The organism is Limnothrix sp. FACHB-406, from assembly GCF_014698235.1.
GTDB lineage: Bacteria > Cyanobacteriota > Cyanobacteriia > CACIAM-69d > CACIAM-69d > CACIAM-69d.
Map to the genome: position 1 here is coordinate 18,928 of NZ_JACJSP010000004.1, position 26,957 is coordinate 45,884.

At 55.4% G+C, this 26,957-nt stretch carries 16 protein-coding genes; 5 read left to right on the forward strand and 11 right to left on the reverse strand.

Annotated elements, in window-relative coordinates; all coding sequences use genetic code 11:
• Nucleotides 1-24 precede the first annotated feature (24 nt).
• The 6 genes from H6G53_RS05295 to H6G53_RS05320 form a co-directional block, all read right to left on the reverse strand.
• Nucleotides 25-1,233, reverse strand: a complete 1,209-nt coding sequence (locus H6G53_RS05295) for a DMT family transporter (protein WP_190531336.1) — start codon at nucleotides 1,231-1,233, stop codon at nucleotides 25-27.
• A gap of 97 nt (nucleotides 1,234-1,330) precedes the next feature.
• Nucleotides 1,331-1,924, reverse strand: a complete 594-nt coding sequence (locus tag H6G53_RS05300; protein WP_199309133.1) for a DUF1349 domain-containing protein — start codon at nucleotides 1,922-1,924, stop codon at nucleotides 1,331-1,333.
• 57 nt (nucleotides 1,925-1,981) lie between these two features.
• Nucleotides 1,982-3,058, reverse strand: a complete 1,077-nt coding sequence (locus H6G53_RS05305) for an NAD-dependent epimerase/dehydratase family protein (RefSeq protein ID WP_190531338.1) — start codon at nucleotides 3,056-3,058, stop codon at nucleotides 1,982-1,984.
• Nucleotides 3,059-3,359: 301 nt separating this feature from the next.
• Complete coding sequence (locus H6G53_RS05310) at nucleotides 3,360-5,510, reverse strand: DegT/DnrJ/EryC1/StrS family aminotransferase (protein ID WP_190531340.1); 2,151 nt, start codon at nucleotides 5,508-5,510, stop codon at nucleotides 3,360-3,362.
• Between the two features lie 879 nt (nucleotides 5,511-6,389).
• Entirely contained in the window at nucleotides 6,390-6,959 is a 570-nt protein-coding gene (gene rdgB, locus H6G53_RS05315) for an RdgB/HAM1 family non-canonical purine NTP pyrophosphatase (protein ID WP_190531343.1), read from the reverse strand.
• A gap of 205 nt (nucleotides 6,960-7,164) precedes the next feature.
• Entirely contained in the window at nucleotides 7,165-8,637 is a 1,473-nt protein-coding gene (locus tag H6G53_RS05320; RefSeq protein ID WP_190531345.1) for a phosphoglucomutase/phosphomannomutase family protein, read from the reverse strand.
• Here H6G53_RS05320 and H6G53_RS05325 point away from each other — a divergent pair.
• A complete protein-coding gene (locus H6G53_RS05325; protein ID WP_099534671.1) occupies nucleotides 8,636-8,884 on the forward strand; it encodes a hypothetical protein in 249 nt (82 codons plus the stop codon). The genes H6G53_RS05320 and H6G53_RS05325 overlap by 2 nt on opposite strands.
• Before the next feature lie 189 nt (nucleotides 8,885-9,073).
• The gene (locus tag H6G53_RS05330; protein ID WP_190525853.1) at nucleotides 9,074-10,672 is read left to right on the forward strand and encodes a calcium-binding protein; all 1,599 of its coding nucleotides are present in this window, start codon (nucleotides 9,074-9,076) and stop codon (nucleotides 10,670-10,672) included.
• Here the strand turns inward: H6G53_RS05330 and H6G53_RS05335 are convergent.
• From H6G53_RS05335 to H6G53_RS05345, 3 genes are all read right to left on the reverse strand, one after another.
• Nucleotides 10,669-11,475, reverse strand: coding sequence for a creatininase family protein (locus tag H6G53_RS05335; RefSeq protein ID WP_190531347.1), 807 nt, complete (start codon nucleotides 11,473-11,475; stop codon nucleotides 10,669-10,671). The genes H6G53_RS05330 and H6G53_RS05335 overlap by 4 nt on opposite strands.
• A gap of 52 nt (nucleotides 11,476-11,527) precedes the next feature.
• Nucleotides 11,528-13,159, reverse strand: a complete 1,632-nt coding sequence (locus H6G53_RS05340) for an ATP-binding protein (protein WP_242030712.1) — start codon at nucleotides 13,157-13,159, stop codon at nucleotides 11,528-11,530.
• Nucleotides 13,160-13,464: 305 nt separating this feature from the next.
• Nucleotides 13,465-13,800, reverse strand: coding sequence for a hypothetical protein (locus tag H6G53_RS05345; RefSeq protein WP_099534674.1), 336 nt, complete (start codon nucleotides 13,798-13,800; stop codon nucleotides 13,465-13,467).
• 502 nt (nucleotides 13,801-14,302) lie between these two features.
• Here H6G53_RS05345 and H6G53_RS05350 point away from each other — a divergent pair.
• On the forward strand, nucleotides 14,303-15,805 hold the full coding sequence (locus H6G53_RS05350; protein WP_190531348.1) for a BCD family MFS transporter: 1,503 nt from the start codon (nucleotides 14,303-14,305) through the stop codon (nucleotides 15,803-15,805).
• A gap of 948 nt (nucleotides 15,806-16,753) precedes the next feature.
• A complete protein-coding gene (gene sigC / locus H6G53_RS05355) occupies nucleotides 16,754-18,151 on the forward strand; it encodes an RNA polymerase sigma factor SigC (protein ID WP_199291669.1) in 1,398 nt (465 codons plus the stop codon).
• Between the two features lie 251 nt (nucleotides 18,152-18,402).
• On the opposite strand, the gene H6G53_RS05360 is transcribed toward sigC, so the two are convergent.
• Complete coding sequence (locus tag H6G53_RS05360; RefSeq protein WP_190531350.1) at nucleotides 18,403-20,214, reverse strand: DUF3352 domain-containing protein; 1,812 nt, start codon at nucleotides 20,212-20,214, stop codon at nucleotides 18,403-18,405.
• A 272-nt stretch (nucleotides 20,215-20,486) separates the two neighbouring features.
• On the reverse strand, nucleotides 20,487-22,328 hold the full coding sequence (gene sppA, locus H6G53_RS05365; RefSeq protein WP_190356251.1) for a signal peptide peptidase SppA: 1,842 nt from the start codon (nucleotides 22,326-22,328) through the stop codon (nucleotides 20,487-20,489).
• A gap of 211 nt (nucleotides 22,329-22,539) precedes the next feature.
• On the opposite strand from sppA, the gene H6G53_RS05370 reads away from it, so the two are divergent.
• A complete protein-coding gene (locus H6G53_RS05370) occupies nucleotides 22,540-26,931 on the forward strand; it encodes a PAS domain S-box protein (protein ID WP_190531351.1) in 4,392 nt (1,463 codons plus the stop codon).
• The last annotated feature ends 26 nt before the right edge of the window (nucleotides 26,932-26,957 follow it).

A 26,957-nucleotide genomic window follows, 5' to 3' on the forward strand; every position in this document is an offset into this window, starting at 1 on the left:
AGCTAAAGATGTCGCGTAAAGCTACTACGATTCGCCAGAAATTTCTGGTGTCTCTAGTGCCAAATCTTGACTAGTAGATGTATTTGATGGATTGGGAATTAGATTGGGACTATTGTTTTTGCTTCCTGTTGCTCCAGTGCCTGTTTTGGCTAGATAAATTCCGAGGGTAATTAGAAAGAAACCCAAAATATTAAGAGGATCAAGAAATTCACCAAACCACAACCAAGCTATGGCAGCAACAGGGGCTGGCTCTAGCAACAAAACAATGGTGACAAATGTAGAAGAGAAATGCTTGAGGCTATAAACAATTAATCCATGGCCGGTGACTTCACTAATTAATGCGAGTCCAATGACTGCAATCCAACCCATGGTGCTAATGGGAAAGATGGTGCTATCGATCGCCCAAACAATCGGTGTTGCCAAGAGCAAACCAATGGCACAGCGCCATACTAAAATTCTTGAGGTTGAAAGACGTTGCCGCAGTTTTTCAACGAGCAGGAAACTGGCTGCGTAAAAGACCGAGGAGAGCAAGGCTGCCCCATCTCCAAGCAAGGCGCTAGTGCCAAAAAGAGCTTCTTTGGGTTGAATCCAGTCACCGATCGCGAGGGTGATTGCCCCAACGACCGCGATCGCCAACCCACTCAAAAACCGTCGATCGAACCGTTGTCCCAAAAAAAGCCAACCCCCAAGGGCCGTGAACAGGGGAGGCATATTCGCCAACATTGCCCCATTGGCTGCGGTGGTGCTGGTGAGCGACCATGTCCACAAGTAACGCCCCACAAGATGCACAAACCCCAGTGCCAACAACAGGTTGATGGTTGCCCAAGGTAGTTTTTGTTGTTGGCCTGTTACTTCTGCGGAAGAATGGTCGGCTGCTCCAGAATTTTGGGTAGTATGGCCACCTTCCGTTTTGCTTTCGGAAACTGCTGATGGAGGCTGTTCTCTTTGGAGCCAATTCAACCCCGTAAACGCCAGCGTTGCAATCCATAATCGATTAAAAACCGTTGCTTCTGCACTGATTTCTCGAATCGATAACTTAATGAAAATGGCTGTCGATGAGAGAGCGATTAGACCCAAAATTAGCCACAAAAAAGCCAGTGATGAATGGCGATTGTTCTGATTTTGTGAATCAGACTCAGAAGTGGGTGGCTGGCTGGTGGACTGATTGGTGGTTGCTTCCTCTTTTGGATTGTCTGAATCATCACTGGGAGATGCTTGAGCTTCAGGGGTCATAAGGTTAAGCCACGGTTTTCAGGTTTGGATATGCCTTGCAGAAAAATCACAGCAAAAATGACACCCGCTAGCTTCGAGGAAGCTTGAATGATAGTTACTAATCGACAACCGGTTCAGAACAAGATTCAACCGTAAAAGCTTCAAAGATGACCTCAAAGTGGGCCCGCTCCGGCGAAGCGCAAACGGGCCCCACCTGAACTGTAGGATCTTCGGGAAAATCCGCTAATCGTAATAGGGTGAATTGCTCCCCATTCAGGGAATAGAGAATTGCAATTGCCTCATCTTTTCGGCGCACTTCAAACCAAACACGCTCTGGCTGCCCAGGAAGTGGTGCAACAGACCAGTCCGAGCGATCGCGCGTTACGACTGCACTGGCGTATTGCACGCCTTCAACGTATTCGATTCCACACTTGAGCCAGTGAGTTTCACTTGCGCGTACCATTAATCCGGCTTGATCATAAAGATCTTGATATTGCCCCGCAAAGCAAATGCGTGCTCGAAAGTTGCCGTTGACTGCGCCATGATAAAAGTGACCCGAATCTCGAATGAATCCGTAGTGAGTAGTTCGCCAAAAATCGGATTTTAAGCCCGTTTTAACCCAAAGTTGACCATTGCGATCGCTCCATTCGTCTGGTGGATTGTGCCATTGCATAGTTGACCAGAAATTAGCTTCCGAAAAGCTGTTGACCATGAGCTAACCTGTCAAGATTTTTGATTCAAGAGCCATCGCATTCTAATCCTGTTAATCCTAAACCAAGGCCATATCTTCTCGCTTGGATAAACCCTCATAAATTTGAATTAAAATATCATCCAGACTATATTTAAAGTCCCAATCGGGATAGTGATCCTTAAACTTCTGCACATCGCTGACCCACCAAATATGATCACCGAGGCGATTTTGCTCGCTGTAGCTCCAATTCATGGGCTTGCCCACAATTTCGCTGCTGCGGGTGATGGCCTCCATCATTGAGCAGTGGGAATAGCGGCTGCCGCCAGCGTTATACACTTCTCCACAGCGAGGATTTTGATAAAAATGCCAAAACATATTCACCAAATCATAGCTGTGAATATTATCGCGAACCTGTTTGGCCTGATAGCCGAAAACAGTGTAGTGACGACCGGTAATGGCACATTTCATGAGGTAGGCTAAAAAACCATGCAACTGGGTTCCAGAATGGTCGGGGCCAGTCAGACATCCCCCCCGAAAAATGCCTGTTTTTAAGCCATAGTAAATGCCATACTCTTGCACCATGATGTCAGCAGCAACCTTGGAAGCTCCGAAGATGGTGTGTACAGAGCAATCAATGCTCATGGTCTCGTCAATTCCGCGTTCAAAATAGGGATGAGACGGTTCTAGTTCCCATCGAGTTTCCAATTCCACTAATGGATAGTGATTAATGGCATCTCCATACACATTATTCGTAGAGGTGAAAATAAACACTGCTTCGGGGCAATGCTGGCGGGTCATCTCTAAAAGATTGAGGGTTCCATTGGCATTCACTGCAAAATCGGTTAAAGGTTCTGTTGCGGCCCAATCGTGAGACGGTTGAGCTGCTGCATGAATAATGATTTTGATGTCTGTGTTGTAGGTTTTGAAGATGCGTCCTAGGGCTGCTAAATCGCGAATGTCCTCGTTTTCATGAATGTAGTGGGCAACTTCGGCTTGCAGTCGATCGCGGTTCCAGGCGGTGGAAGCTTCCTCACCAAAAAAGTAGCGACGTAAATCATTGTCAATGCCAACCACTTGTAAACCCCGATCGGCCAGGAAGCGCACAGCCGCAGAGCCAATTAAGCCGGATGCGCCAGTTACGATTGCAATATCCATAGTGTTCTGCTGAAATTTCTTGTTCAGGCAAAGGGAAGCTAAGCGGCAAGGGCAATCAAAACCCGAGCAGGTGAATGACTGATTGAATTGGCGGCAAATTGACGGCCAAATTAACCTGGTGATCAACTCGCGATCGCTTTGCATTCAAGTCACAATCAATGAACTGGTGATGAGCTAATGGGCAATCGACACCAGTTCAGTGCACCGATTAATTTCAAGTCATTCGTGAGCATTTCATGATTGCTTGATCTAGTCATGATCGGCAGTGAATTTCTGATCCACTGCCGATCGAACGGATTGGTTAGGACACTTGCGCGAGGGTCAAAACATCAGCAACCGATCGCGCCGCTAACTGCACCCGATCAATGTCTTTCGCATCCATTTGGCTGTGAATGGGGAAGCATAGCAGCGAATTCCAAACCTGATTCGTGACGGGCAGGGGATAGCGTGCATAGCTCTTAGCCCGTGCCAGGGTATGAAGGGCGGGGTTGAAGTATGAGCGACATTCCACCCCTTCTTCCCTCAGGGCGGTAATGACGCGGCTCAGTTCCCCTTGCTTGGCAACCGGCATCAACACTCCCAGGTTTTGGAAATTGGAAATCACGCCCTCAGGAATTCGCTGGGGCATCAGGGCCCCGTGACAGGACTCCTGGAAGAAGGTGCGCAGTTGTTGGGCGTATTGGCGGCGTTGCTCAAGATTTTTGGGGAAGTGGCGCAGGACGTGGCGACCGGTGGCGGCCCGCAACTCATCCATTTTGGCGTTCATGCCCAAGCTCGATTCTGACAAGTTGTGATGGGCAATGCCGTGGTTACGCAACTGTCGCACTTGATTGAGCAAGTCCAAATCATGGCCAACCAGTGCGCCGCCCTCGATCGCTGGCAGCACCTTGGTTGCATGGAAGCTAAACATTTGCAGGCGCGGTTCTGCGGGAACCCGACGGCCATGGGTTTCAGTGCCAAATCCGTGGCAGTTGTCATAGATTAGCTCCGCCCCCGCCTGTTGACAAAGGGCAGCGATCGCCGGCAAGTCAGGCGTTACCCCGAACACATTCACCGGCACTACCACAGCAACATCCCGCTCCTGGTCAAGAATTTGCGCCAGGGCCGTGGGCGACATCGTAAAGGTTTCGGGATCGATGTCGCAGAAAATTGGCTCTAGACCCGCCGACTCGATCGAATTCAAAGTGGCAATGAAGGTATAGGACGGCAACACCGCCTTGCCTTTGCGCCCCAGCACTTGCATACCCAACGTCAGCGCATCCGCACCATTGCTCAAGACCACCACATCGGGCACGCCGAGATACTGGGCCAATTCCTTTTCAAAATTGTGCAAGTGGGGACCGCCGTTGGTGGCTTGCCCGGTGGCCAAAGATTGCTGGAAGGATTGGATGAGAACACTGTTGGGCGCAAAGTGCGGGCGCACCATGGGCACCACTGGAGGAGTATGGCTGGAACTGCGAGAGAACGCACCGCGACCGGCATCGGGGCTAAGCAGTCCCCAATAGTCGAGGGTTCGGCGCAACCCTTCCTCCATGTCAATTTTGGCTTTGAAGTTTAGGATCCGTTCCAGCTTGGACACATCAGGCACACGCACGGGAATTTCTTCAAATCCCTCGCCAAAAAATTGCTTTCCATCAATGTCTTCGGTTCCGGCTTTGTGGCCTGAGAGGCGAATCATAATTTCCGCCAATTCACGCATGGTAATTGGCTCAGGACGGCCAATATTAACGGCTGAGTGGTTATAGCTACAGTCGGGACTGAGTTCAAGGGCGAGTCTTGCGGTTGCTTCTGCCGCATCGTCGATATAACAAAGGGTGCGCACGGCTTGACCGCCATCCACCAACATCAAGGGCAAACCGTCGCGAATTCTGCCCAGAAACTTACTGATGACACGTCCTTTTCCCGGTGCATCAAGTTGGGGGCCATAGATATTAAAGTATCGAACGGCGGCGGCGGTCAGTCCCAAACGGCCCAGGGCATAGGCGTAGTGTTCCCCGGTGGTTTTGGAAATGGCATAGCTCCAGCGATGGTTTCGAGAAGTGCCATAGATGCGATCGCTATCTTCTTCCAGAATGCCGGTATTTAAGCCGTAGGTTTCGCTGCTGCTGGCAATTAAAACAGGGCGGTTATGCTTCAAGCAAGCCATTAAGACATTGCGCGTTCCCAAGATGTTCACATCCAAAACATCGTGGGGCCGAGTGACATATTCATCCACACCAACAACGGCCGCGAGATGAATCACTCGATCGCAGCGAGCAATCCAATGATCCATGCAATCAGCATCGAGAATATCGCCCGCGACGTTCTCAATTCGATCATCAATATCAACTAGCCGACCGGGATCGTGGCGATCTAAACAAACCACTGACTTGCCCACACTCAGTAGATAGCGTGCGATCGCGCTGCCGACAAAGCCAGCACCACCCGTAATTAAAACGTCAAAATCTGCCATTTCAATAGCCTCGCCAGCGAAAATTGCTGAACCAAATAGCGGGATTATTTCAGCTCAATAATCCCTTGATCGTTTTGAAATTCAACCAAACGGAAACCCGACTTAACTTAAGCCTTGGAAGATTTTTCGAAGTGACTAGTTCAAGAGAGACAGCCCAACAATGACTCTCATGGACGAAGCTTATTCGCTCAAGCAAGATGCTTGAGTCAAGACCTAGAAATTCCGACTGGAGGGGTGGAATGATCTTAGGTCTAATGCTGTTTAAAGGTCAGATTAACTCTAGGCTAAGACAATTTTGATCGCAAATAGAAAAAGCAGTGATTGTAATGAATCTTAATCTCTTGAATGGACTTAAAAATCGTGGCTCATCGATCAATTTAACGAGCAGATATCATTGGATACATGACCAAGGGGGTTGGGTGTTAAAAATCATACATTTGCCTTGGTTTTGAATAACTGAAGCTCAAGAATTTTGGTAAAAATTCTTCTGTTCAACTAAGGTGGATCGCTAACTAACTTCTTGAAGAAAAGTGTAGTTAATCTCCTAAGTCAGATCATCGCAAATGAGGGGTTTGACCCCCTCAGATCCTCGACCTTTCAACGTCAAATCAAAGTTTTGTGAACCTGATCACCCATCCTAAGGCTCTATAACTGAAATTCTGTAAAAAATATTAAGTTCATCAATTGAAATTGTGTGCTTGAAGCGCTGTGCAAACTATGGAGAAAGAGTGGCAATGAGGGGATTGAAAAATAAAGGCAAAGGGGATTAGTCCTTTGCCTGCTGCGTATGCCGCTTGTGCTGTGGTGAATGTTGAGCTGGGGGGGTGAGGAGACGAGGTCGCTGGCCCTTGGGGTGGGGGTGATGAATTGGCGTGGAGGTTACAGGGTTGCGAGTTGGGGCCGCAACAGGGTGATCGCCCGGCCGCGATGGCTCAGTTCATGTTTTTGGGCGGCAGACATTTCGGCGTAGGTGAGACCCAACTCAGGCATCAGAAAAATGGGGTCGTAACCAAACCCCTGCTCTCCCCGGGGGGCTGTGGTAATTTCACCGGGACAGATGCCCTCGGCTTCGGCGGCCACTGTGCCATCGGGCCGCACGACCACCAACGCACAAACAAATTGGGCCCGGCGATCGGGCTGGTTGGCCAGTTCGGTGAGGACGCGGTTGATTCGATCGGCATCGGTGACTCCATAGCGAGCGGAGTAGAGACCCGGTGCGCCATTGAGGGCATCGATCGCCAGGCCGGAATCATCGGCGATCGCCCATTCACCGGTTGCCAGGGCCACTTGGGTGGCTTTCAGGCGGGCATTTTCGAGGAAGGTTTGGCCCGTTTCTTCAATTTCTAGCTCCGGGGGCTTCAGGGCCAGTTCCCAGCCCAAATCATCCAAGTAGGCCTGTAGTTCTTTGAGTTTGCCGGAGTTTCCGGTGGCAACGACTAAACGGGGCATGGCGAAAAAAGAAATTTCAGGATGGACAGAACTTCCCAATTGTCCCGATCGGGGGTGGTTTGGCAAAGGGCAACCAACGGTAATGACCACCCAAAAAAATCACCCGGGGATTAGCCCGGGCGAACCAAGTCCAGCAGGTTTGGGTTAAATCAAGAGCGCACGGTTGGTTTTGGGTGGGTGCGCCTGTGGGAATTGAGCAGCAACCTTAGGCGGCGGCAGCTTCGGCCCATTGCCGGGCCCATTCCAGGATTTCATGCACCCGATCGAGCGTGACGGCTTCGCAATAGAGCCGCAGGACGGGTTCCGTGCCGCTGAAGCGCACCATTAACCAATCGCCACTGGTTAGGCGGAATTTATAGCCGTCGGTGGTTTGGCAGTCGGTGACCGCTTGCCCGGCAATCGTTTGGGGTGGGTTGGCTTGCAGTTGTCCCAACAGCCGATCGCGGGCGGCCATGCTGGCCAGGGCTAAATCAATGCGATCGTAGGCATTGAAAAAGTTGGTTTTGGTTTGCAGATCTCCGTAAAGCTCATTCAGGCTTTTGCCCGCTTTCACAACGGCTTCCAGCACATACAGGGCCGAGAGCAGCGCGTCCCGCTCGGGAATGTGGTTGCCATAGCCCACGCCGCCGGACTCTTCGCCCCCAATCAACACCGGCACGCTCAACATGCGATCGGCGATGTATTTGTAGCCCACGGCGGTTTCATGAACCGGCAATTGATACAGTTCCGCCACCTTGGGCATCAGGTCGGAGCCGCTGACGGTTTTAACCACTTCGCCGGTTTGCCCACGCACCACGGCCAGGTGTTGAATCAAAATTGGGATCAAGATCTGGGAGGTGAGAAATTCCCCAGACCCATCGATCGCGGCGATCCGATCGCAGTCGCCATCAAAGACCAGCCCCACGGCCAACTGGTCGGGATGGGTTTGTTGGTGGTCGCGAATTTGGGCGATCGAGCGGGTGGTGTATTTGGGCAACGGTTCCGGCGCGCCCCCTTCAAACAACGGATCGCGATTGGTATTCAGCTCTTGCACGGCAACATCCAGCACCTTGCTGAGGCCGCCGGCCGAAGCGCCATGCATCGCATCCACAAACACCGCCAGCTTGCCATCGGCAATGGCAGCTCGGATGGCAGCAAGATCAACAAATTGCCGCAACGCTTCACAGTAGCCGCTTTCCCAAGGATTAAACGACTCGATCGGCTCCGGATGCTCCACCACGGCCGGAACCGTTTCGGCCGCCAACATCGTCTCAATTTTTTGGGTCACCTCCGGCGACACGGAACCCCCAAAGGCTCCCTTGACCTTCAGACCCAAATAGCGACCAGGATTGTGGCTGGCCGTCAGGACGATCGCCCCAAGGGCCTGTTCATGGTGGGCAATCCAGCTAAAGACCGGCGTGGGGGCATAGCAGTCCGACAGCTTCACCCGATAGCCGATCGCCTGGATGGCTTCAGCGGCCACCCGCGCAAAATCTTCAGCCATGAACCGGCGATCGTAGCCCACCAAAATAGTGCGGCTGCCGGTGCTGGCCCCAAACTCCTGGGCCAACGCTTCCGCCGCCAGCGGGGCCACCCGAGCCACCCGCTCGATCGTGAAGTCCGCCGCAATTACCCCCCGCCAACCATCCGTACCGAATTTGATCGGGCTGGCCGCCGCCGCTCTCAACGATTGACTCATGAATCAAAAACCTCTGCTTTGTGCGCTGCAATACCGCTCAGATTGGGAATCTAGGACGCAAACGACTGGGGGCGATCGTCCTGGGCTACTTTGGCCGGGCCGATCGATCGCCCCCGTCCCTTCCGGATTTCCTGAACCACCCCACCCCAACGCCGTGCGGGGTCGCCCCACGCAAGCCTATGTTAACAATCGGGTTAATTGGGTTTGCCCCCTCCCGATCGCCCCAGGGATCCAGGCCAATTCCTGACCTTGCCGGCCCCATCTCTCCGCTTCGCACCCGCCCCAAACCCGCCATTTTCGGCACATCCCCCATTTGACAACCCCAGAACAAATCGACCATCATCGATTCGCGCGAGCCACACCCACCATCACCTCATCTTCAGCCTTCTCACGCATCGGTTCGCCCGCAGGACTGTAGCCCACCTTGGAGCGCCCCATGGCCATCATTAACGGTAACAACCTTCCCAACCTCCTCACCGGAACCAACGACAACGACCAAATTTTTGGCAACGAAGGGAGCGACACCCTCATTGGCTTAGCCGGTAACGATGCCCTCCAAGGGGGCCGCGACAACGACATCCTCAATGGCAACGATGGCAACGACTTCCTGCAAGGGGGCTTTGGCAGCGACCAACTCTTTGGCGGCAAGGGAAATGACACCCTTTACGGCAACGAAGATAACGACTTGCTGGATGGGAACGATGGCAACGATCTGCTCTTTGGTGGCCAAGATCCCGACATCCTGCGAGGCAGCCAAGGCAACGACACCCTATGGGGCGACGTGGGAGCCGATACCCTCTACGGTGGCCAGGGCGATGACCTGCTGCAAGGCAACGAGGGCGAAGACATCCTATTTGGAGATTTGGGCAACGATGTCATCTTTGGTGGCCAGGGCAATGACCTGATTTTTGGCAGCCAAGGGAACGATCGGATTGATGGCAGTCGAGGGGATGACGTAGTTTTTGGTGGCCGAGAAGCCGACACTATCAATGGCGGCGATGGTAACGATGATCTGAATGGCGACAGCGGGGCTGATCTGATCCTGGGCGGCCGCGACCTTGACATCATCAACGGCGGCGAAGGCAGCGACACCCTCAACGGCAACGGCGATGCGGATACGATCAATGGCGGCGACAACGAAGATGTGATCTTCGGCGGAACCGGGGACGATCGCCTGTCCGGGGATAACGGTAACGACACCCTGTATGGCAACCAGGGCAGCAACACCCTGATTGGGGGCAATGGCGGCGACACCTTCATCGTGTCAGGCCAAGCGGGTGGCGTTGACATCATTGCTGACTATGACTTCACCCAAGACCTGATTGGGTTCGAGGGCAACATTGCCTCGCGGGTGGTGGTGGTTCCGGGAACGGGGCTGAACGCGGCCGATACGTTCCTGACGTTGGTGGATACCAACAACACGGAGCGGCTGATTGCGATCGTGAAAAACAGCCAGCGCCTCAGTTTCCTCACCCCCGTGGGCACAGACACCACCACGGGCGGCGTGAGCGGCAGCACGGGCGGCACGGGCAGCACCGGTTCCACCCAGCCCTCCACCGGCAATGACAATATTCAAGGCACGTTTGGGGATGACACGATCGATGCTTTGGATGGCAACGATACGGTCACCGGTTTGGGTGGTGCAGATTTGCTGAAGGGCAGTGGCGGCAACGATTTGATTGATGGCGGCGAGGGCAATGACTCCATGGAAGGGGGATTGGGGTCTGATACGTTGCTGGCCACGGGGGGAAGCGACTTCTTTATTTACAACACGCCCGCTGAAGGGGGTGATGTGCTGACGGACTTTGACCCCACGTTGGACAAATTGGTGATTCGGAGCACCGGATTTGGGGGAATTACGACCCTGCGGGTGTTCTCGGTGGATCCGGAGCGGGGCGGGTTTGCCTTTGTCAGTAGCGGCACGGGGGTCGCGTTGCAGTTCAACAACGGATCCGGCGTGCAAACGATCGCCACCTTCCCCAATGCGCCTGCCAACTTGTCCAGTAGTTTCAACAGTTGGGCCATCCTGGGCTAGGGCTGGGCGATCGGGTAGTAGTCGTAAATTTCGGCCAGGATCTCAGCCCAGTTGCGGGCGAGCAGTTCAATAATCTGTTCGCCCCGATCGGCCGCCGCCGCCGCCGTTGGGTCACCAATCACGCCACTTTGGCTCAGATCTTGAATTGTCCAGGCGTAGGTTAAGGCTCCCTTGGGCCCCAGTCGCTTGCCCGGATGGGTCAGGGGCATCTCTGCTTGGGCCCGTTGCATCCGCACCCGATCGGGATCAAGGGCCAACATCACGCAGGTTTCCGCATCGCCCGCGTGCATTCCCAGGGTTTCCGCCGGGTTCAAAAGGGGTTTGTAATTGGCCGATCGCCACACAAAACAGGAATAGGTCCAAAAGTCGGGATATCGCTCATGGAGATCCGTGGCGGAAATATCCAACACCTGGGGCTGTCCTCCATGGCCATTCAGCAACAGCAGTTTCCGAAAGCCCGATCGATAGAGGCTGTGGCCAATGTCCATCACCAAGGACAGGAGCGTGGTGGCGCTGAGGGAAATGGTTCCCGGCAGCGCCAGATGCTCGTTAGATTTGCCGTAGAACAACGGTGGCAGGGCATAGGCCACCACGTCAGGCCGTTGTTGATCGAGCCATTGGAGCGATCTCCCGAGAATTCCGTTCACGATCGCGCTGTCCACATTCAGGGGCAAGTGGGGCCCATGCTGCTCGATCGCCCCCACCGGCAAAATCACCACGGCCCGCTCCCGATCGGGCAAGGCCGCGATATCTTGCCAAGTTAGATAAGCAAAAAAGCGGTGTTCCGGAATGGGCCCATGCATAGGTGGCTCGTCCAAATCAGCATCAGCGGTTAACCCAGAGCCATGAGCGCCATCAAGCTTCTGAAGTCTCAGAAGCTTCCGAAGTCTCAGTGCTGGGAGCGGCCTTGGCCGCCAAGGCCTGCTCAGCGGTGAGGAAGTCGATGAACTGGCGAGCCGTGCGACCCGATCGCCCATTGTGGCGCGTGGCCCACTGCAAAGCTCGGAACCGCAATTCTGCCCGATCGATCCCGAGATTGGCTAAATCAGCCAAATGATTCACGATTTCTAAATAGGTGTCTTGGTCGGCCGCCTCAAAGGTCAACGTCAGGCCAAAGCGATCGGCAAAGGAGAGCTTTTCCTGCACCGTATCCCAGGACTGCACCTCATCCGCATCGCTGGGCCGGGGGCGATCGGCAAAATATTCCCGCACCAAATGTCGTCGGTTGGAAGTGGCATAGACCACCACATTCTTTGGCCGCTCCGTGATGCCGCCCTCCAGGCAAACCTTCAACGCCTTGAAGGCCTCGTCATCCTCCTCAAAGGACAAATCATCCACAAATAGGATGAATTTTTGGGGTGCGCTCCGCAGCAAGTCCACAATCTCCGGCAGATGATCCAACTCTTGCTTGGCCACCTCCACCAATCGCAACCCCCGATCGCCATAGGCCGACAGCAGCGCCTTCACGAGGGATGATTTTCCCGTGCCCCGCGCCCCATACAGCAACACGTTGAGCGCCCGGTGACCCGCCAACAGAAATTCCGTGTTTTGGATTAGTTGCGCCTTGGGGCCGTCATAGCCGGCCAGGTCGGGCAGATCGATCGGGTCAGGATGGGTCACCGGCACAAGCTGCCCCGATCGCCAACGGAAAGCGCGGGACTCGCTGAACTGTCCCCGATCGGCCGCTGCCAAATAACGCACCAAAGCTGGCGTGGCTGTCGCCCAGTCGTCCAGGTTGCGCAACTGGGCCCGGAGTGCGGCTTTTGGATTGGGTTTTGTTTCTGGTTTTGTTTCTGGCTCGGTGACGGCAGATTGATCCGACACATCGGATTGATCCGACTCGTTAGATTGATCCGACGCATCGGATTGATCAGGCTTATCAAGTTGATCAGGATCAGGCGCAGCCAATTGATCAGGCTTGTGATCGGGCTTGTCCAGTTGATCAGAGACATCAAGCGGATCAGATGCGTCGAGTGAATCCAATTCCATTTCTGAGTCAGCACTGGGCCCACTCCAGGCCACTAGCTCGATCGCCCCACCCGCCAACTCCTGGGCCCACTGACAAGCCAAGGCCGGCTCGAACTGCCACAGTTGCTGAAATGCCCGCAAATCATGGTCGATCGCCGCGATCGTGGCCTTGGGCAATTGCTCGATCGTCTTGCCTTTGAGCACCGGAGCCAACACCGCATCCACCGTTACCAGGCGATCGAGCAAATAATCGCCCCAGCTTTGGCCCGTGGTCATCAGCGCCCGAAACCAGCGCCCATAGGCCAACGTAATATCCGTCGCATCGCGCGATCGCTCCAGCACCGTTCCCAAAAACTGCGCAAAAGCCTTGCCCACTTCGTTATCCAACACTCCCGGCAACACCAGCAGCGAGGCCAGCAACCATTGCAGCCGTTCAGCCTCCTCCTGAATTTCCCGTAACCGACCGGGACTAATTTTCGGCCGCTGGGAGGATGGGTCGTCAGTCCGCAAGTAGGTCATAGGCCAGATCTCGTTGTCTCAATGAGCAGGAGTTTGCACCGGGCAGCCACCTTCAAAAGCCATCAGCGGCGCGATCGCCCTAGCTGGAAGTGGCAACCAACAGCTTAACTGCCCAGAGATCGCTCGCAAAATGAGCCAGCACAAGAATCAATCACCGCCGGAACTAACCAGCCAGCGTTAAGCCACATCAGACCTCATCAACATCAGAACCCATCAACACACAGGAGGGAGAACAACTCAACATTGCTCTCCCTCCCGTGGCGATCGACTGGATTCGTTTGGCGATCCCAGTTTTGAGACCCCGCCTATTTTTTCAGGTCTTTAGCCATGCTGCGGAACGCATCCAAGTTGCGATCGGCCTTGCGGCGTTCCAGGGTTTCGCCGGCCGTGCTGGCCGGAGCGCTGCTGGTGGGTTCCGCAGCCTTGGCCTTGGGTTTGGCTGGTTGTTCAACGGGCGTAGTTCCCTTGGGGAAAGTCTTGTGGACTTCCACTTCCTTGCGCATCCGTTCAATGTCTCCGAAGGTGCGAGCGCTGTCAAAATCCAAGAAAAAGTCCTGGGTTTCCTTTTGGCGAGCGGGTTGGGGCGCGGGTGCTTCTTCTTTTTTGTTGCCGCCGAACAGGCCACGAATGAATCCGGTCATGGTTGGATCTCGTTCTCTAAAGGTTTGGGCTGGAGTTGATGAGAAGTTTTAGACAAAACATTAATTTCTGTGAACCAATTATAAGGATTTATTCTTCAAGAAATTTGGGTATTCCCCAAAATTCCGTCAGGATTTCGGGACTGAAGGGGAAGTTCCGGTGTGCCTTTTAAAATTGGAGAGCGATCGCCCCGGCGAGTCGGCTGCAAAATTTGGGTCAAAACCTTTTATCAACCAGCTTAAATTTCAACCCAGATCCAAAAATCTCAACCCAGATCCAACCCAGGAGCCGAGGTTTGTCATCGAATTCGATCGATTGAGGCGAAAATGGCTGATTTTCCTGGCCTAACCGCCTCAAACAAGAGGCTTAAGCCCCTTGCTCCCTAGGATCTCGCCTTGCTTCCTGGGATCTCGCGACGGCAGGATCAGAGGCTCACGAATCCGAATCACAGCCCTCAATCCACGATCCCAATCCATCTTTGAATTCTCTGCCCTTCTTAGCACCATGCCTCCAGAGTCTCCCGAATCCACTTTGAATCCGTTGTCTCCTCCATTGGAGTTGCCCCCGCACCATGACTTGCCCCAACAGCCCCCTAAGCTTTCCCTGCCAGTGATGTTGCGCTTGGGCCTGTTTCAAATGGGCCTGGGCATGATGTCGGTGCTCACCTTGGGGCTGCTGAACCGGGTGATGGGCAATGAGTTGGCCATTCCCCTGGATGTGGCGGCGGGGGCGATCGCCCTACACCAGTTCATTGCGCCCGCCCGTGTTTGGTTTGGGCAACTGTCCGATGCCAAGCCCCTGTTCCGACTGCATCGATCGGGCTATGTCTGGCTGGGATCGATGGTTTTTGCTGTGCTCTCGTTTTTGATTGTGCAGGTGATGTGGCAATTGGGCGCGGCCGTGGCGCAGGCGGGCGGTTGGTCTTGGGAGGGAACCACGGGCCTCTGGACGATCGCCCTTGGGTTGCTGTTTGCGGGCTATGGCCTCTCCATCAGTGCTAGTTCCACGCCCTTTGCGGCTTTGTTGGTGGACGTGTCCGACGAAGATGATCGATCGCGCCTAGTGGGGGTGGTTTGGTCAATGCTGATGGTGGGGATCATCATCGGGGCCATCCTGACTTCGATTCTCCTGAAACGGGCCGAAGCGGCCAACAGCCTCGCCGCTTTGCAAGGGGCCTTGAACCAACTGTTCATCATCGTGCCCGCGACTGTGGTTGGGTTGGCCTTTGCGGCCACCTGGGGTGTGGAAAAACGGTTTTCGCGCTATGGCCTGCGATCGCACCTGGCGGAACGGGAAGACCAAATTACCCTCGGGCGGGCCCTGCGAATTTTGACCGCCAGTCGGCAAACGGGCATCTTTTTCGCATTCTTGCTAGCTATGACCCTGGGTCTATTTTTGCAAGAGGCCGTTCTCGAAAACTACGGCGGCGAAGTGTTCAACATGCCCCCTTCGTCCACCACGAGTTTGAATGCATTCTTTGGCACGGGAACCCTTTTGGGGTTGGTGGCCACGGGCTTTGGCCTGATTCCCCGGTTGGGCAAACAGCGCACCACAAAGCTTGGTTGTTTGCTGACGATCGCGGCGCTGGGGCTAATCATCTTGGCGGGATTTTCCAGCAATCCCAATCCCGGGGCGATCGGGGCTAATCCCACGGTTTTGCAAGCGGCCGTCGGCATTTTTGGCCTCACCTCGGGCATTGTCACCACTGGGGCCTTGACCCTGATGTTGGATCTAACGGCGGCGGAAACGGCCGGCACGTTCATTGGGGCTTGGGGTCTGGCTCAGGCCTTGGCCAAGGCCCTGTCTACCTGGTTGGGCGGCTTAATTTACCAACGGGTTGGGCTGGCGCTGTTTGGGCAACCGATCTATGGCTTCATTACGGTGTTTGCGGCGGAAGCGTTGATGATGGCGATCGCGATCGGGCTGTTGTGGTGGGTGAATGTGCGGGAGTTCAAAACCGATTCCCAACAGGCGATCGCCAACGTTTTGCAGGTGGAAATGGACTAAACCGCTTGCTGCTGATGGCTGCTGAGTCGTGGCTAAGTCGTGGCTAAGTCGCGGCTGAGTTATTGCCGAGTTACGGAATCATCAGCTCGGGTTGAGCAGGGTGGGCAATGTCCACCCGTCATCGATCGCCCAACGAGTCTGATCACCCCTGGAGAGAGGTGAATCATGGGGGCATCTTGAGCGAGATGCTCCCATGATTTTTGGGTAAGAAGTTCTTTGCAGCCTGATCAAAAGTAGTTAAAAATCAATACAAAAATCCATAACCCTGATAGTGTCAGCCAGAGCAAGTTCACGCAAATTAATGCGGTCTTTTGAAATTGAGAATCATCATCAATCAATAATCAAGGAGTAATTCAACAACCATCCATGGACTCATCACTGACAATTGGATGAAATCAGAGTCTTAACCCCTATGGCTCAACCCAATTTCAGAATTCTGGGGATGGGTCTTTAATTGATAGTTGATCAGGATTAATTCCTAAATTGCTGGTATTGCGATTTACAAAATTTATCTTTTTTTGTAAAAGTTCAGACAAAATCCAAAGAAGTCTTAAGACATTCTTGGGAGACAGTCATCCCGGGAACAATTCACGATAACTACATCTTAGGGGTGAATTTGTGGACGGAGGTTCCTACCAGCGATCGAGATCACACAGGATGGCGATCGATTATCGACCGTAATGGCGATCCGGCTAACTAGCGCTCCGTGACGAAGATTGTTCGAGAACGCCGCTTCGGTCACTGAGCATTCAGAGGAGCCTCACTACGATAGTTAGCATCAGGGCAGCTTCCCATCGATCCCTATTCCGGCCGCGCGCACTGGCGATCCAGGCTTAAAAACGAACCCATGCGGCGATAGATCGATAGCTATGCAGCAACTGGCGCATTGAGGGTGTTGGACTCGCTTGATTCATGCGCATCTTCGGAGCGGTAGAGACTATGACTGCTATGCCTATCAACTTTTTCGATTCAGATCAATTCTTTAGTAAATCGCCAATCGATTTGTCGCCTGAGTTGTCCAGTGGCCTGCTGGATGAGCAAGAAGACCACTCCGAAGAATCCCTTGATTCCGGAGACCAGGATTTTGATGAAACGACTCTGGAAAATGAGCTGAGTGGCTCAGGATTTGAGGTTGAAGATTTGGGCGTAGATGATTTGAGTGCTGAGGATTTGGGCACAGATGACCTCGGGGCCGATCGCCTTGAGGAAGAGGATGAGGACGTAAAGGCGGCCTTGGCCCAGGATGGCCGGCGCGATCGCCGCAGAACCACCGATCTCGTGCGCCTATATCTCCAAGAGATTGGGCGTGTGCGTTTGTTGGGCCGGGACGAGGAAGTGACCGAAGCCCAAAAGGTGCAGCGATATATGCAACTGTTGCGGCTGCGGGAAACGGCCGCCTGCCCCGAGGAACCGCAACTGGAACGGTTGGTGAACTTGGTGGCTGTGCGCGATCGCCTTTGCGCCACCCTGGGCCATCGCCCCTCGATCGAGCGTTGGGCCCGCGAAGCCGGTGTGACCGTGCCGGAACTGAAGACCGATTTAAACAAGGGCAAAAACCGCTGGGCCGCCGTCGCCCAACTGACCCTGGCGGAGTTGGAAGACATCCAAACCCAAGGCACGCGGGCCAAGGAGCGGATGATCAAGGCCAACCTGCGCTTGGTGGTGTCCGTGGCCAAGAAGTATCAAAACCGGGGTTTGGAACTGCTGGATTTGATTCAAGAAGGAACCCTGGGCCTGGAGCGGGCCGTTGAGAAGTTTGATCCCACCAAGGGTTATCGCTTCAGCACCTATGCCTATTGGTGGATTCGCCAAGGCATTACTCGGGCGATCGCCACCCAAAGCCGCACCATTCGGTTACCGGTGCATATCACCGAGAAGCTGAACAAAATCAAGAAGGCCCAACGGAAAATTTCCCAAGCCAAGGGCCGCACGGCCACCCTTGATGATGTGGCGGCTGAGTTGGATATGACCCCCGCCCAGGTGCGCGAGGTGTTGATGCGCGTGCCCCGGGCCGTTTCGCTGGAAACGAAGGTGGGCAAGGACAAGGACACCGAGTTGGGGGATCTGCTGGAGGCGGATAGCGCTTCGCCGGAAGAGAACCTGATGCGGGAGTCGTTGCAACGGGATTTGCAACAACTGCTGGCACAACTAACCAGCCGCGAGCGGGACGTGATTCAAATGCGGTTTGGCTTGGGTCACAGCAGCCCCTATTCCTTGGCGGAAATTGGGCGGGCGCTGGACTTGTCACGGGAACGGGTGCGGCAAATTGAGGCGAAGGCCTTGCAAAAACTGCGCCAACCGCGCCATCGCAACCAGGTACGGGATTATCTGGAAGCGTTGTCCTAGGGCAATGTCTGCGGGTTGGTGAGCGCTGCTGCCCATTGGGGCGTTGGCCCCTTGAGTCCATGAATCATTCAGTCAATGAGTAATAGAGGGGCGATCGATTAGTTCGATCGCCCCTCTATGATTTGTTGGATTTTTTGGGCTGATTTTTGCTGGTTGATTTTTGCTGGTTGGCTGATTGGCCGTTGCTCGGAAACTGAGTTTCGAGACAAGACCAAGGCGGGATGGGGCCGCGACCCGATCGCCCGATCGGGTTACCAGCTCGTCCAGTGGGCAAACAGGGAGAAGCGGCGAAGATTTTCAGGGCCGCCTTCGCTGGTGAAACTCAGGCGATCGAGGCGATCGAACAGGGGCCGCAGGGGCACTTCCACCAACCGGAACAGGGGGATCAAGCGGCGCACCACTGGGCGGGCAGCGGGCCAGCTCAGGGTAACGTTGCCATCGTTGGGGACAGGCAGGGTGGTGACAACGGATTGCCAGAGGTGATCGCCCAGGAGGGAGGCTGTTTCATCGCGCCCCGCTTGCACTGCTGCGGCCAAGGCGGGAACGGAGGTGGCTAAAATTTCGTAGTCTCCCACCGTGGCCCGGGCCCCTTGCACTTGGGTGCTGACTTGACCCGCATTGCGCCAACCCATTAGGCCGGCGCTGGACGGTGCGATCAGTTGCGTCCAAACGGTGGCTAGTTGGTCGCTGTCCAAGTTCAGGGTTCCGAGAGTCAGGCCCTGTTGTTTGGCCAGGGCATCAATTCGATCGAGTGCGGCGGCGGTTTCGGGAGTGCGGCGGGCCACAAAGACCCAATCGCCGGGAAATTCACCCAAGGCTCGTTCCGCTGCCCGATCGCCCACTTCCACAGGAATTAAGCCCAGGGCAAAATCTTCGGTGTTCCAGGCCAAAAGGTCGTTTTGCAAATTTAGCCCCGAATGGGTTGCCACCTGACTCAGCAGCGGGCCGATCGCCTGGGCGATGGGGCCGTCGCCCAAAATTTGCTGCCACTGTTGGGTGAGTTGTTGCAGGTTTGTGCCGCTGAGGGCAATGGTGGCGGTGCTGGGTAAATAGCGGGTGGCGGTGGCGGGTTCCGTGAGGGGAGATTCGGCCGCCACCAGGGTCAGGCCATCGGCCGCCACCCAAGCGGCCTCAGTGACCAAGCCCGATCGCTCGGCCTTCAGGGACAGGGTGGCGCTGTGGGCCGGCAGTGCGGCCAACCACTCGGCGGGTAACAGTGCTTTCGATCGGCGGCGGGTGGCGGTGGCGGGTTCTAGGAGTGCACCCAAGGCCGTGGGGTTCACGTAGGCGATCGCCAGTCGATCGGGCGGGAGCGCTGCCAATTCCCGTTGATAGTCCGGTTCTCGCAACAGGCTCAAGTCAGCCGCTTGGATGTTGTTGATGGCATCCCGCAGGACTTTGGGATCGTTGGCAGCCAGCACGAAGCGATCGGCCACCAGGGCCGTGGCCAAGTCCGTTTGGGTCGAAACTCGGCCGCCCTGGGCCAAGCGTTTGGCCCAACCGCGTGGAATCAGATCCAACGCTTCCCCATGAACGATTTTTACGCCCTTGTATTGCTCAAAAATCAGGTTAATGCCGTTCAGGGCTTGTTTTTGCCAGAACAGTTGCAAGAATTCCCGGGCCCGATCGGGATCGTTGGCGGCCGCCGCCAGCAAATAGCCCGGCTCCCGGCCATTGTTGGGATCGCGATCGATGTCCACGGTGGTCACCGCCAGGGTCACTTCATCCCCCAGCCAGGGCTGCACATCGCGATCGTAGGTTAGGCCGCTACGGGTGAGCCAGGCATCGCGGGCCTGTTGCCATTCGTGGCGGGCCGCCCTGCGCCGACCCAAGGGCGCGATCGCTTGGCGCAAGGCCTCCACGCGATCGGGATTCACCAACAACGAAACCATGGCCGGAGCCTGTTTGGGGATCATCACAGCGGCTTCGGGCTGAGCATTAGCCACACCGTCCAACAAGCCCAGGGGGCTGTGGGTGGCAATCCAAACAGCTCCGGCGGCCCCGGCCGCCACCAGCGAAATTGCGATCGCCGCCAAAATTGAAAAAAACGCGCGCCCCTTCATGCTTCTCGCTCGCCCTTTTTGGTGTTCGCTTGTGGCGGCCTCCCGCTTGGGTCGGGCTGCCTAGCCCGGCTCCATTATTCCATCTCGATCGCGGGCGGCCTGTGCAGATGCCTGTCTCGGTTGCAGTTAGCAACAAAATGTTGAAGTTGAGCCGTTGGGTGGCAAGGTTGCTGGGGCTGCTTCCCGATGATTTTCCCGGTTAGTTATTTTCCCAGCTAGTTATTTTTCTGGTGATCTGCCCGCTCAACGGTGACTCTTCAACATTGGCCGGCCTAGCGAATTTCCAGCCGATCGGGCCACCAAACATAGGTTGATCGGGGATCGTCATTCAAGAGCCACAACTGCGACGGTAACTGAGCCAGCGATCGCGCAATTAAGGGGGACTGACTCCAGCCCAACCGACTCCAGAGGGCTTGGCTCTTGTCCTCTAGCCAACTGAGGCCAAAGGGTTCCCGGCGCGGATATTCCGCCAACACCCAGTCTTTCCCCAGTTTGGCGGCCTTGGCGGCGGCGGCGATCGCCTGATCTAACCCCCCCAACTGATCGACTAAGCCCAAATCTGCTGCGGCTTTGCCCGACCAAATTCGCCCCTGGGCCAACTCTTCCACCTTGGCCCGATCGATCGATCGCGACTGGGCCACATGATCCAAAAATCGATCGTAAGTCCAGTCCACCGACGATTGCAGCAGGGCCAGCTCAGCGGGCGTTTTGCTGCGGGTCACGGAGCCAATGTTGGCAAAGGGAGCCGTGGTGACCGCATCCCAATTCACCCCATTGTTCTCGCCCAGTTTTTGGATATTGGGCAACAGGCCAAAAACCCCGATCGACCCGGCAATGGTGGTGGGTTCCGCCCAAATTTCCGTGGCCGGCGCAGCAATCCAATAGCCTCCAGAGGCGGCCACATCGCCCATGGAGACAATCACCGGCTTGTCTTTAGCCGCCAAGGACACCTCCCGAGCAATGATGTCAGCGGCGGTGGCGCTGCCACCGGGACTGTCAATTCGCAAAACGATCGCCTTAACATCCTCGTTTTTGCGCAACTTCCGCAGTTCCGTGGCGATCGCGGTGCCATTCATCGCATCCCGCTCGCCGTCTGTGGTTTGGGTCACCATCGTGCCCGTGGCATAGAGCAAGGCAATTTCTTGGCCCGTTGCGTTTTTGCGCCGATCGCCCAATTTGCTTTGGGCTGCTTCCACGGTTCCCACTTGGCGTGCATAGTCAGCCACCGCAACCCGTTGGAAGGTGGGCTTGTTGTCTTCCCGATCGGCCAGCTTCAGCACCCGTTCAATCACCTGGTCGTCATAGGCCAGGCGATCGACCAAACCCAGCTTCACCGCCTGATCGGAGCGCAACAACCCTCCCTGATCGGCGATCGCTTGCAACTGGGCGATCGACTGTTTGCGACTTTGGCCCGTCGCCGTCAGCACCGTTTGCCACAAATCCTGAAGTAGGGCTGCCGTTTGGGCCCGATTTTCAGGGCTGAAATCCCGACGGGCAAAGGGTTCCACCGCCGACTTGAACTTGCCGGCCCGCACAAACTGTACCCCAATGCCATATTTTTCAAGGGCCCCGCTCCAAAAGGTGCTTTCGGCGGCCAACCCGTTGAACTCCAGCCCTCCCGCCGGATGCAACCGCGTTTCATTGGCGGCGGATGTTAGGTAATAGGTACGCTCGTCCCAATCCGTGCCATAGGCAATGACAGGCTTCTTTTTCCGAAACTCCAGAATGGCTTCCCGCACTTCCCGGAGGGTGGCATAGCCCGCGATCGGGCCCGTTCCGGCACTGTCGTAAAGATAAAGACCGGTGATTTGGCGGTCTTTGGCCGCCTGGGCCAAGGTGTCTAGCAACACCCTGAGGGGAATGGTTCGAGGGCGATCGCTGAGCCAGCGATCGATCGAGTCCTCTGCCTGGCCCGGCTCATCCCGAATCGCCAGCGACAGATCCAACGCCAACATCGATCGCCCCTTGAGGGCCACTGGCTCCGAGGAGCTGGACAGGGCCGCCAAAAAAGTAATCAAACCAATGAGTCCCAGGAGGCTGCCACCTGCGAAGATCGTGAGGCCAACCAGCGTTCCCAGAATGCTCGCGATTGTTTGTTGTAAAAAACTTTTCATGACGGCTGGCGGTGCAGGGACTAGGGCAGCAGGAACCAAAGCAGCAAGGTTGCGGATCACTGGCAATCCCTGCGAGCTTTTCTATGCTAGACCCAATCCTAGCGATCGCTGCTGGGGCTTGCGCGACAGAGGTTGACGTTGGCCGCTCATGCTGCCCTCTGCTTGCCTGCTTTTGTTCGCCTGTTTCGCCTGCCTTCCGAGATTTCCACCCATGACCAACCCCGACGCTCCGCAATCTAGCGATCCGCAACCCGCCGGTGGCGATGGGGGTTGCGTGACGGCGACTTCGCAACCGTTGGAACCTCCCGTAACCCCTGAGGCAGCTTTACAACAGCTTGTGGCCGGGTTGCCCCTGCCGATCGCCCTGGTGGATGGCCAAGGGAGCTATTGGGCTGCCAGCCCGGCCTGGTTAACGGCGCTATCGCTGCCGGAAGCCACCCCCGGCCAATCGGTCATGACCCTTTGTCCAGAACTGGCCACCCTTTGGCAACCGGCCATTGCCCGAGCCAGTCAGGGGCAAACCATGCGCTCAGAGCAACCCCATTGGCTGCAACGGTCACCCCATCCGGGCCTTTGGTTGGAATGGGAGGTGGCTCCCTGGGGCAATGGCGGCCTTGGGCCGAACGATGCCGGGCACAACCTGGTTTGCATTTCCCTGCGGGTGGTGAGCGATCGGGTGGTGATGGAGCAAGCCTGGAAACAGCTTTTTATCCAATCGGGCAGTTGCCTTTGCACGATCAACAGTCAAGGGGAATTTCAATTTCTCAACGAAACCTGGGATCAGGTTTTGGGCTGGCGGGAAGAGGCGATCGGGCGGCCTTTCACCGATTACGTTCACCCGGACGATCGCACCCGCACCCAGGCGGAAACTCACTTTTCACCCCAAGGAACCCCCACCCGCGTCCTGGAAAATCGCTACCGACGCAAAGACGGAACCTATCGTTGGTTTCGCTGGAATTTCTTTTGGGATCGGGCCCAGGATCTGATCTACGCCGTTGCCCAAGACATCACCGAGCGGCGCGTGCTGCGCTTGGCCCAAGAACAGGCCGACACCGCCTTGCGAGACAACAACGAGCGCTTCCGCACCATGGTGGCCAATGTTCCCGGCGTGATCTATCGTTGTTTGGGCGATCGGGAACGGACATTGCTGTTTGCCAGCGAGGCGATCGAACATCTCACCGGTTACCGATCCGAAACCTTCGTTCAATATCGCAATCGCACCCTGCAAGACCTCACCCACCCCGAAGACCGCGATCGGGTGTGGACGGAAATTCAAGCCGCGATCGCCCAGCAGCAACCCTACCGCGTCGAGTATCGGCTTGGCCACGTCAGCGGCGAACTGCGTTGGGTGGTGGAACAGGGACAACCCAGCTTTAACCACAACCGACAACTGATGTGGCTGGATGGGGTGATTTTTGACGTAACCGATCGCAAAGCCACCGAACAAGCCCTTCAGTCCTCAAAAAAGCGCTGGTCATCCCTGGTGCAACGCATCCCCGTTGCCATCATTGAATGGCTCTCCGATGGGCGCATCATCACCTGGAACCGTGCCGCCACCGAACTCTTCGGCTACACCGCCGAAGACATGATCAATCAACCGTTCGATCGAATCCTGCCCGAAAACGAACAGCCCAAAGTCTATGCCCTGATTGCCGATCTGATGACCGGTCGTGGCGGCAGCCGGTTCCGCAACTACAACCGCACCCGCGACGGCCGCATCATCCTTTGCGAGTGGCAAAACGCCCCCCTTCGCAACGAACAGGGGGACATGATTGGCTGTCTGTCCATTGCCACCGACATCACCGCCCGCATCCTGGCCGAAGATCGCCTGCGCCAAAGCGAAGAACGCTATCGCTGCCTGGTGGAAGCCATGGGCCAAACCCTCTGGCGCACCAACGCCGATGGAGAAGTGACCGAACCCATGCCCCACTGGGCCCACTTCACCGGCCAATCCTTTGCGGACTACTGCGGCCAAGGTTGGTTGATGGCCGTTCACCCCGACGATCGCGGTTACACCCAAGAAGCTTGGCAAACGGCCCGACAACAGCGCCAGCCCTACAAAATTGAGCATCGGTTGCGCCGCGCCGATGGTGAATATCGCCACATGGTGGTGCGGGGTGTGCCCGTCCTGGAAGCCGATGGAACCATTCGCGAGTGGGTGGGGGTGGACACGGACATCACCGAACGCAAACAGGCCGAAATTCGTCTGATGGAACAGGAGCGCACCCTGCGCACCGTGCTGGACACGGCTCCCCTGCTGATTTGGCTCACGGATGCTAAAGGGCGAGTGCAATTGGCCAATCGGCCCCTCTGTCAAACCTTTGGTGTCGAAGAATCCACCCTGCTGGCGGCCAATCACTATCAAGACGTACTGGGAGAAGAGTCCTGCCGCGTTTGTCTGCTGTCCGATCAACGCTGCCTTTCCCTCGGGAAAACGATTCAGGTTGAAGAGCAGTTTCCCAATTCGGCCGGCGAATTGCGTGATTTTGATGTGGTCAAAACGCCCCTGCGAGATCACACGGGCGCAATTACCGGATTGCTGTTGGTGGCGATCGACACCACGGAGCGCAAGCAAATTGAACGGGAACAACAGCGCCTGTTAGCCATTTTGGAGGCGACCACGGACTTTGTGGGAACCACCGACATTCACGGCAACTTAACCTATGTCAACCCCGCTGGTTGCGCCATGTTGGGCTACAGCGCCGGGGAAATTTTGCGCTTGAACATTGCCCAGTTGCTCCACCCTTCAGAGCGAAACCTAATTCAAGAGCAGTTTCCCCAGTTGTTGCAGGAAGGCGTGTGGCAAGGGGAAGGCTTATTTTGCGATCGAGCCGGGAATCCGATTCCCGTGTCCCAAGTGGCTCTGGTGCATTACGGGCGCAATGGACAGGTGGAATATTTGTCCAACGTGGCCCGCAACATTGCAGCCCTGAAGCAGGTGGAACAGGCCCTGCGAGATTCCCAGCACTGTTTGCAACGACAGGTGGAACGGGAGCGGCTGATTAACACCCTGTCAACGGAAATTCGCAAAAGCATTCATGGCTCCAAGGAACAGGTGATTGGGTTTGCCTTGGAGGAAATTCGCCTGGCCTTGGGGGTTGATCTAACGACCTTTGCCCTGTATGACCAACCGGTTCATGATCAAGTGCATCAACCAATTGATCAATTCAATCAGCTCAATCAGTTAGCTCAGCCACTGGAGGATCAGCAACTCGGTGAGCCAATTAATCAACAAACTGACCAGCCAATTGACCAGCAAGCTGACCAGCCGGCCACAGAAACAATATTGGTGACCAATTCAGCAACTGATTCAGCAACTGAAGTGTTGGCAGAGGGGGCTTGGAGCATCGTGGCGGAAGCGAGAGATCCGGCCATTCCCTCGGTGATTGGTACTTACCATGAGTCCCAGTTTGGCTCGTTGCTGGCAGGGCTAACCCGTATGGAGGTGGTGCAAATTGACGATGTGAAGCAACTGCCTTTGCGAGAGCGGCTAACCCTGTCGCGGATGAAGGTTCGATCGCTCCTCATGGTGCCGGTGCGAATTCATGGCTCCCGAATGGCAGTAATTTCTTGCTTGCAGATGTCCCATGAGCATCGATGGCAGCCGGATGAGGTGGCGTTGGTGCAGGCGGTGGTGAATCAGGTGGCGATCGCTAAAAATCAGGCGGATTTGTTTGAGCGAACTGAAATGGCCGCCGCTGAAGCCCGGGCCAAGGCGATCGCCCTGGAGCAAGCATTGCGAGAATTGCGCCTGACCCAAACCAAATTGGTGCAACAGGAAAAAATGTCGAGTTTGGGGCAGTTGGTGGCCGGGGTAGCCCATGAGATTAATAATCCCGTGAACTTTATTTATGGCAACTTAGCTCATACGGAAGATTACAGCAGAGATCTATTGCGATTAGTGGCGTTATATCGCGACTTTTATCCTGATTTAGAACAGCCGATCGCTGACCTCATTGAGGAAATTGATCTGGACTTTTTGATGATTGATCTGCCCAAAATGCTTGATTCGATGAAATTGGGGGCAGAGCGAATTAAGGAAATTGTGCAATCGCTGCGGATTTTCTCACGCATGGATGAGGCGGAAATGAAGGTGGTGAATATCCATGAGGGATTGGATAGCACCCTGACGATTTTGAATGGGCGGATGAAACCGAAGAATAATCGGTTGGGTATTGAGGTAACTCGAGAGTATGGAACATTGCCAGAAATTGAGTGCTACGCGGGGCAGCTCAATCAGGTGTTTATGAATATTTTGGTCAACGCGATTGACACCTTGGAGGAACGAGATCAGCAGCGATCGATGGCGGAAATGCAAGCGAACCCGAGCCGAATTCGGATTATGACGGAACGCCGGGGAGAGCAAGCGATTATTCGGATTCAAGATAATGGTCTGGGAATTCCGCAGGAGGTGCAGCAGCGGCTGTTTGACCCGTTCTATACCACCAAGCCCGTGGGCAAGGGCACGGGGCTGGGATTGTCCATTAGCTACCAAATTGTGACCGAAAAACACGGGGGGACGCTGATTTGCGATTCGACCCCTGGGGCAGGCAGCACGTTTGAAATTACGATTCCACTCTGGCAGCCCAATGCGCCTTCTTGAGGGGCTGGTAGCCAAAACGCTGGGCA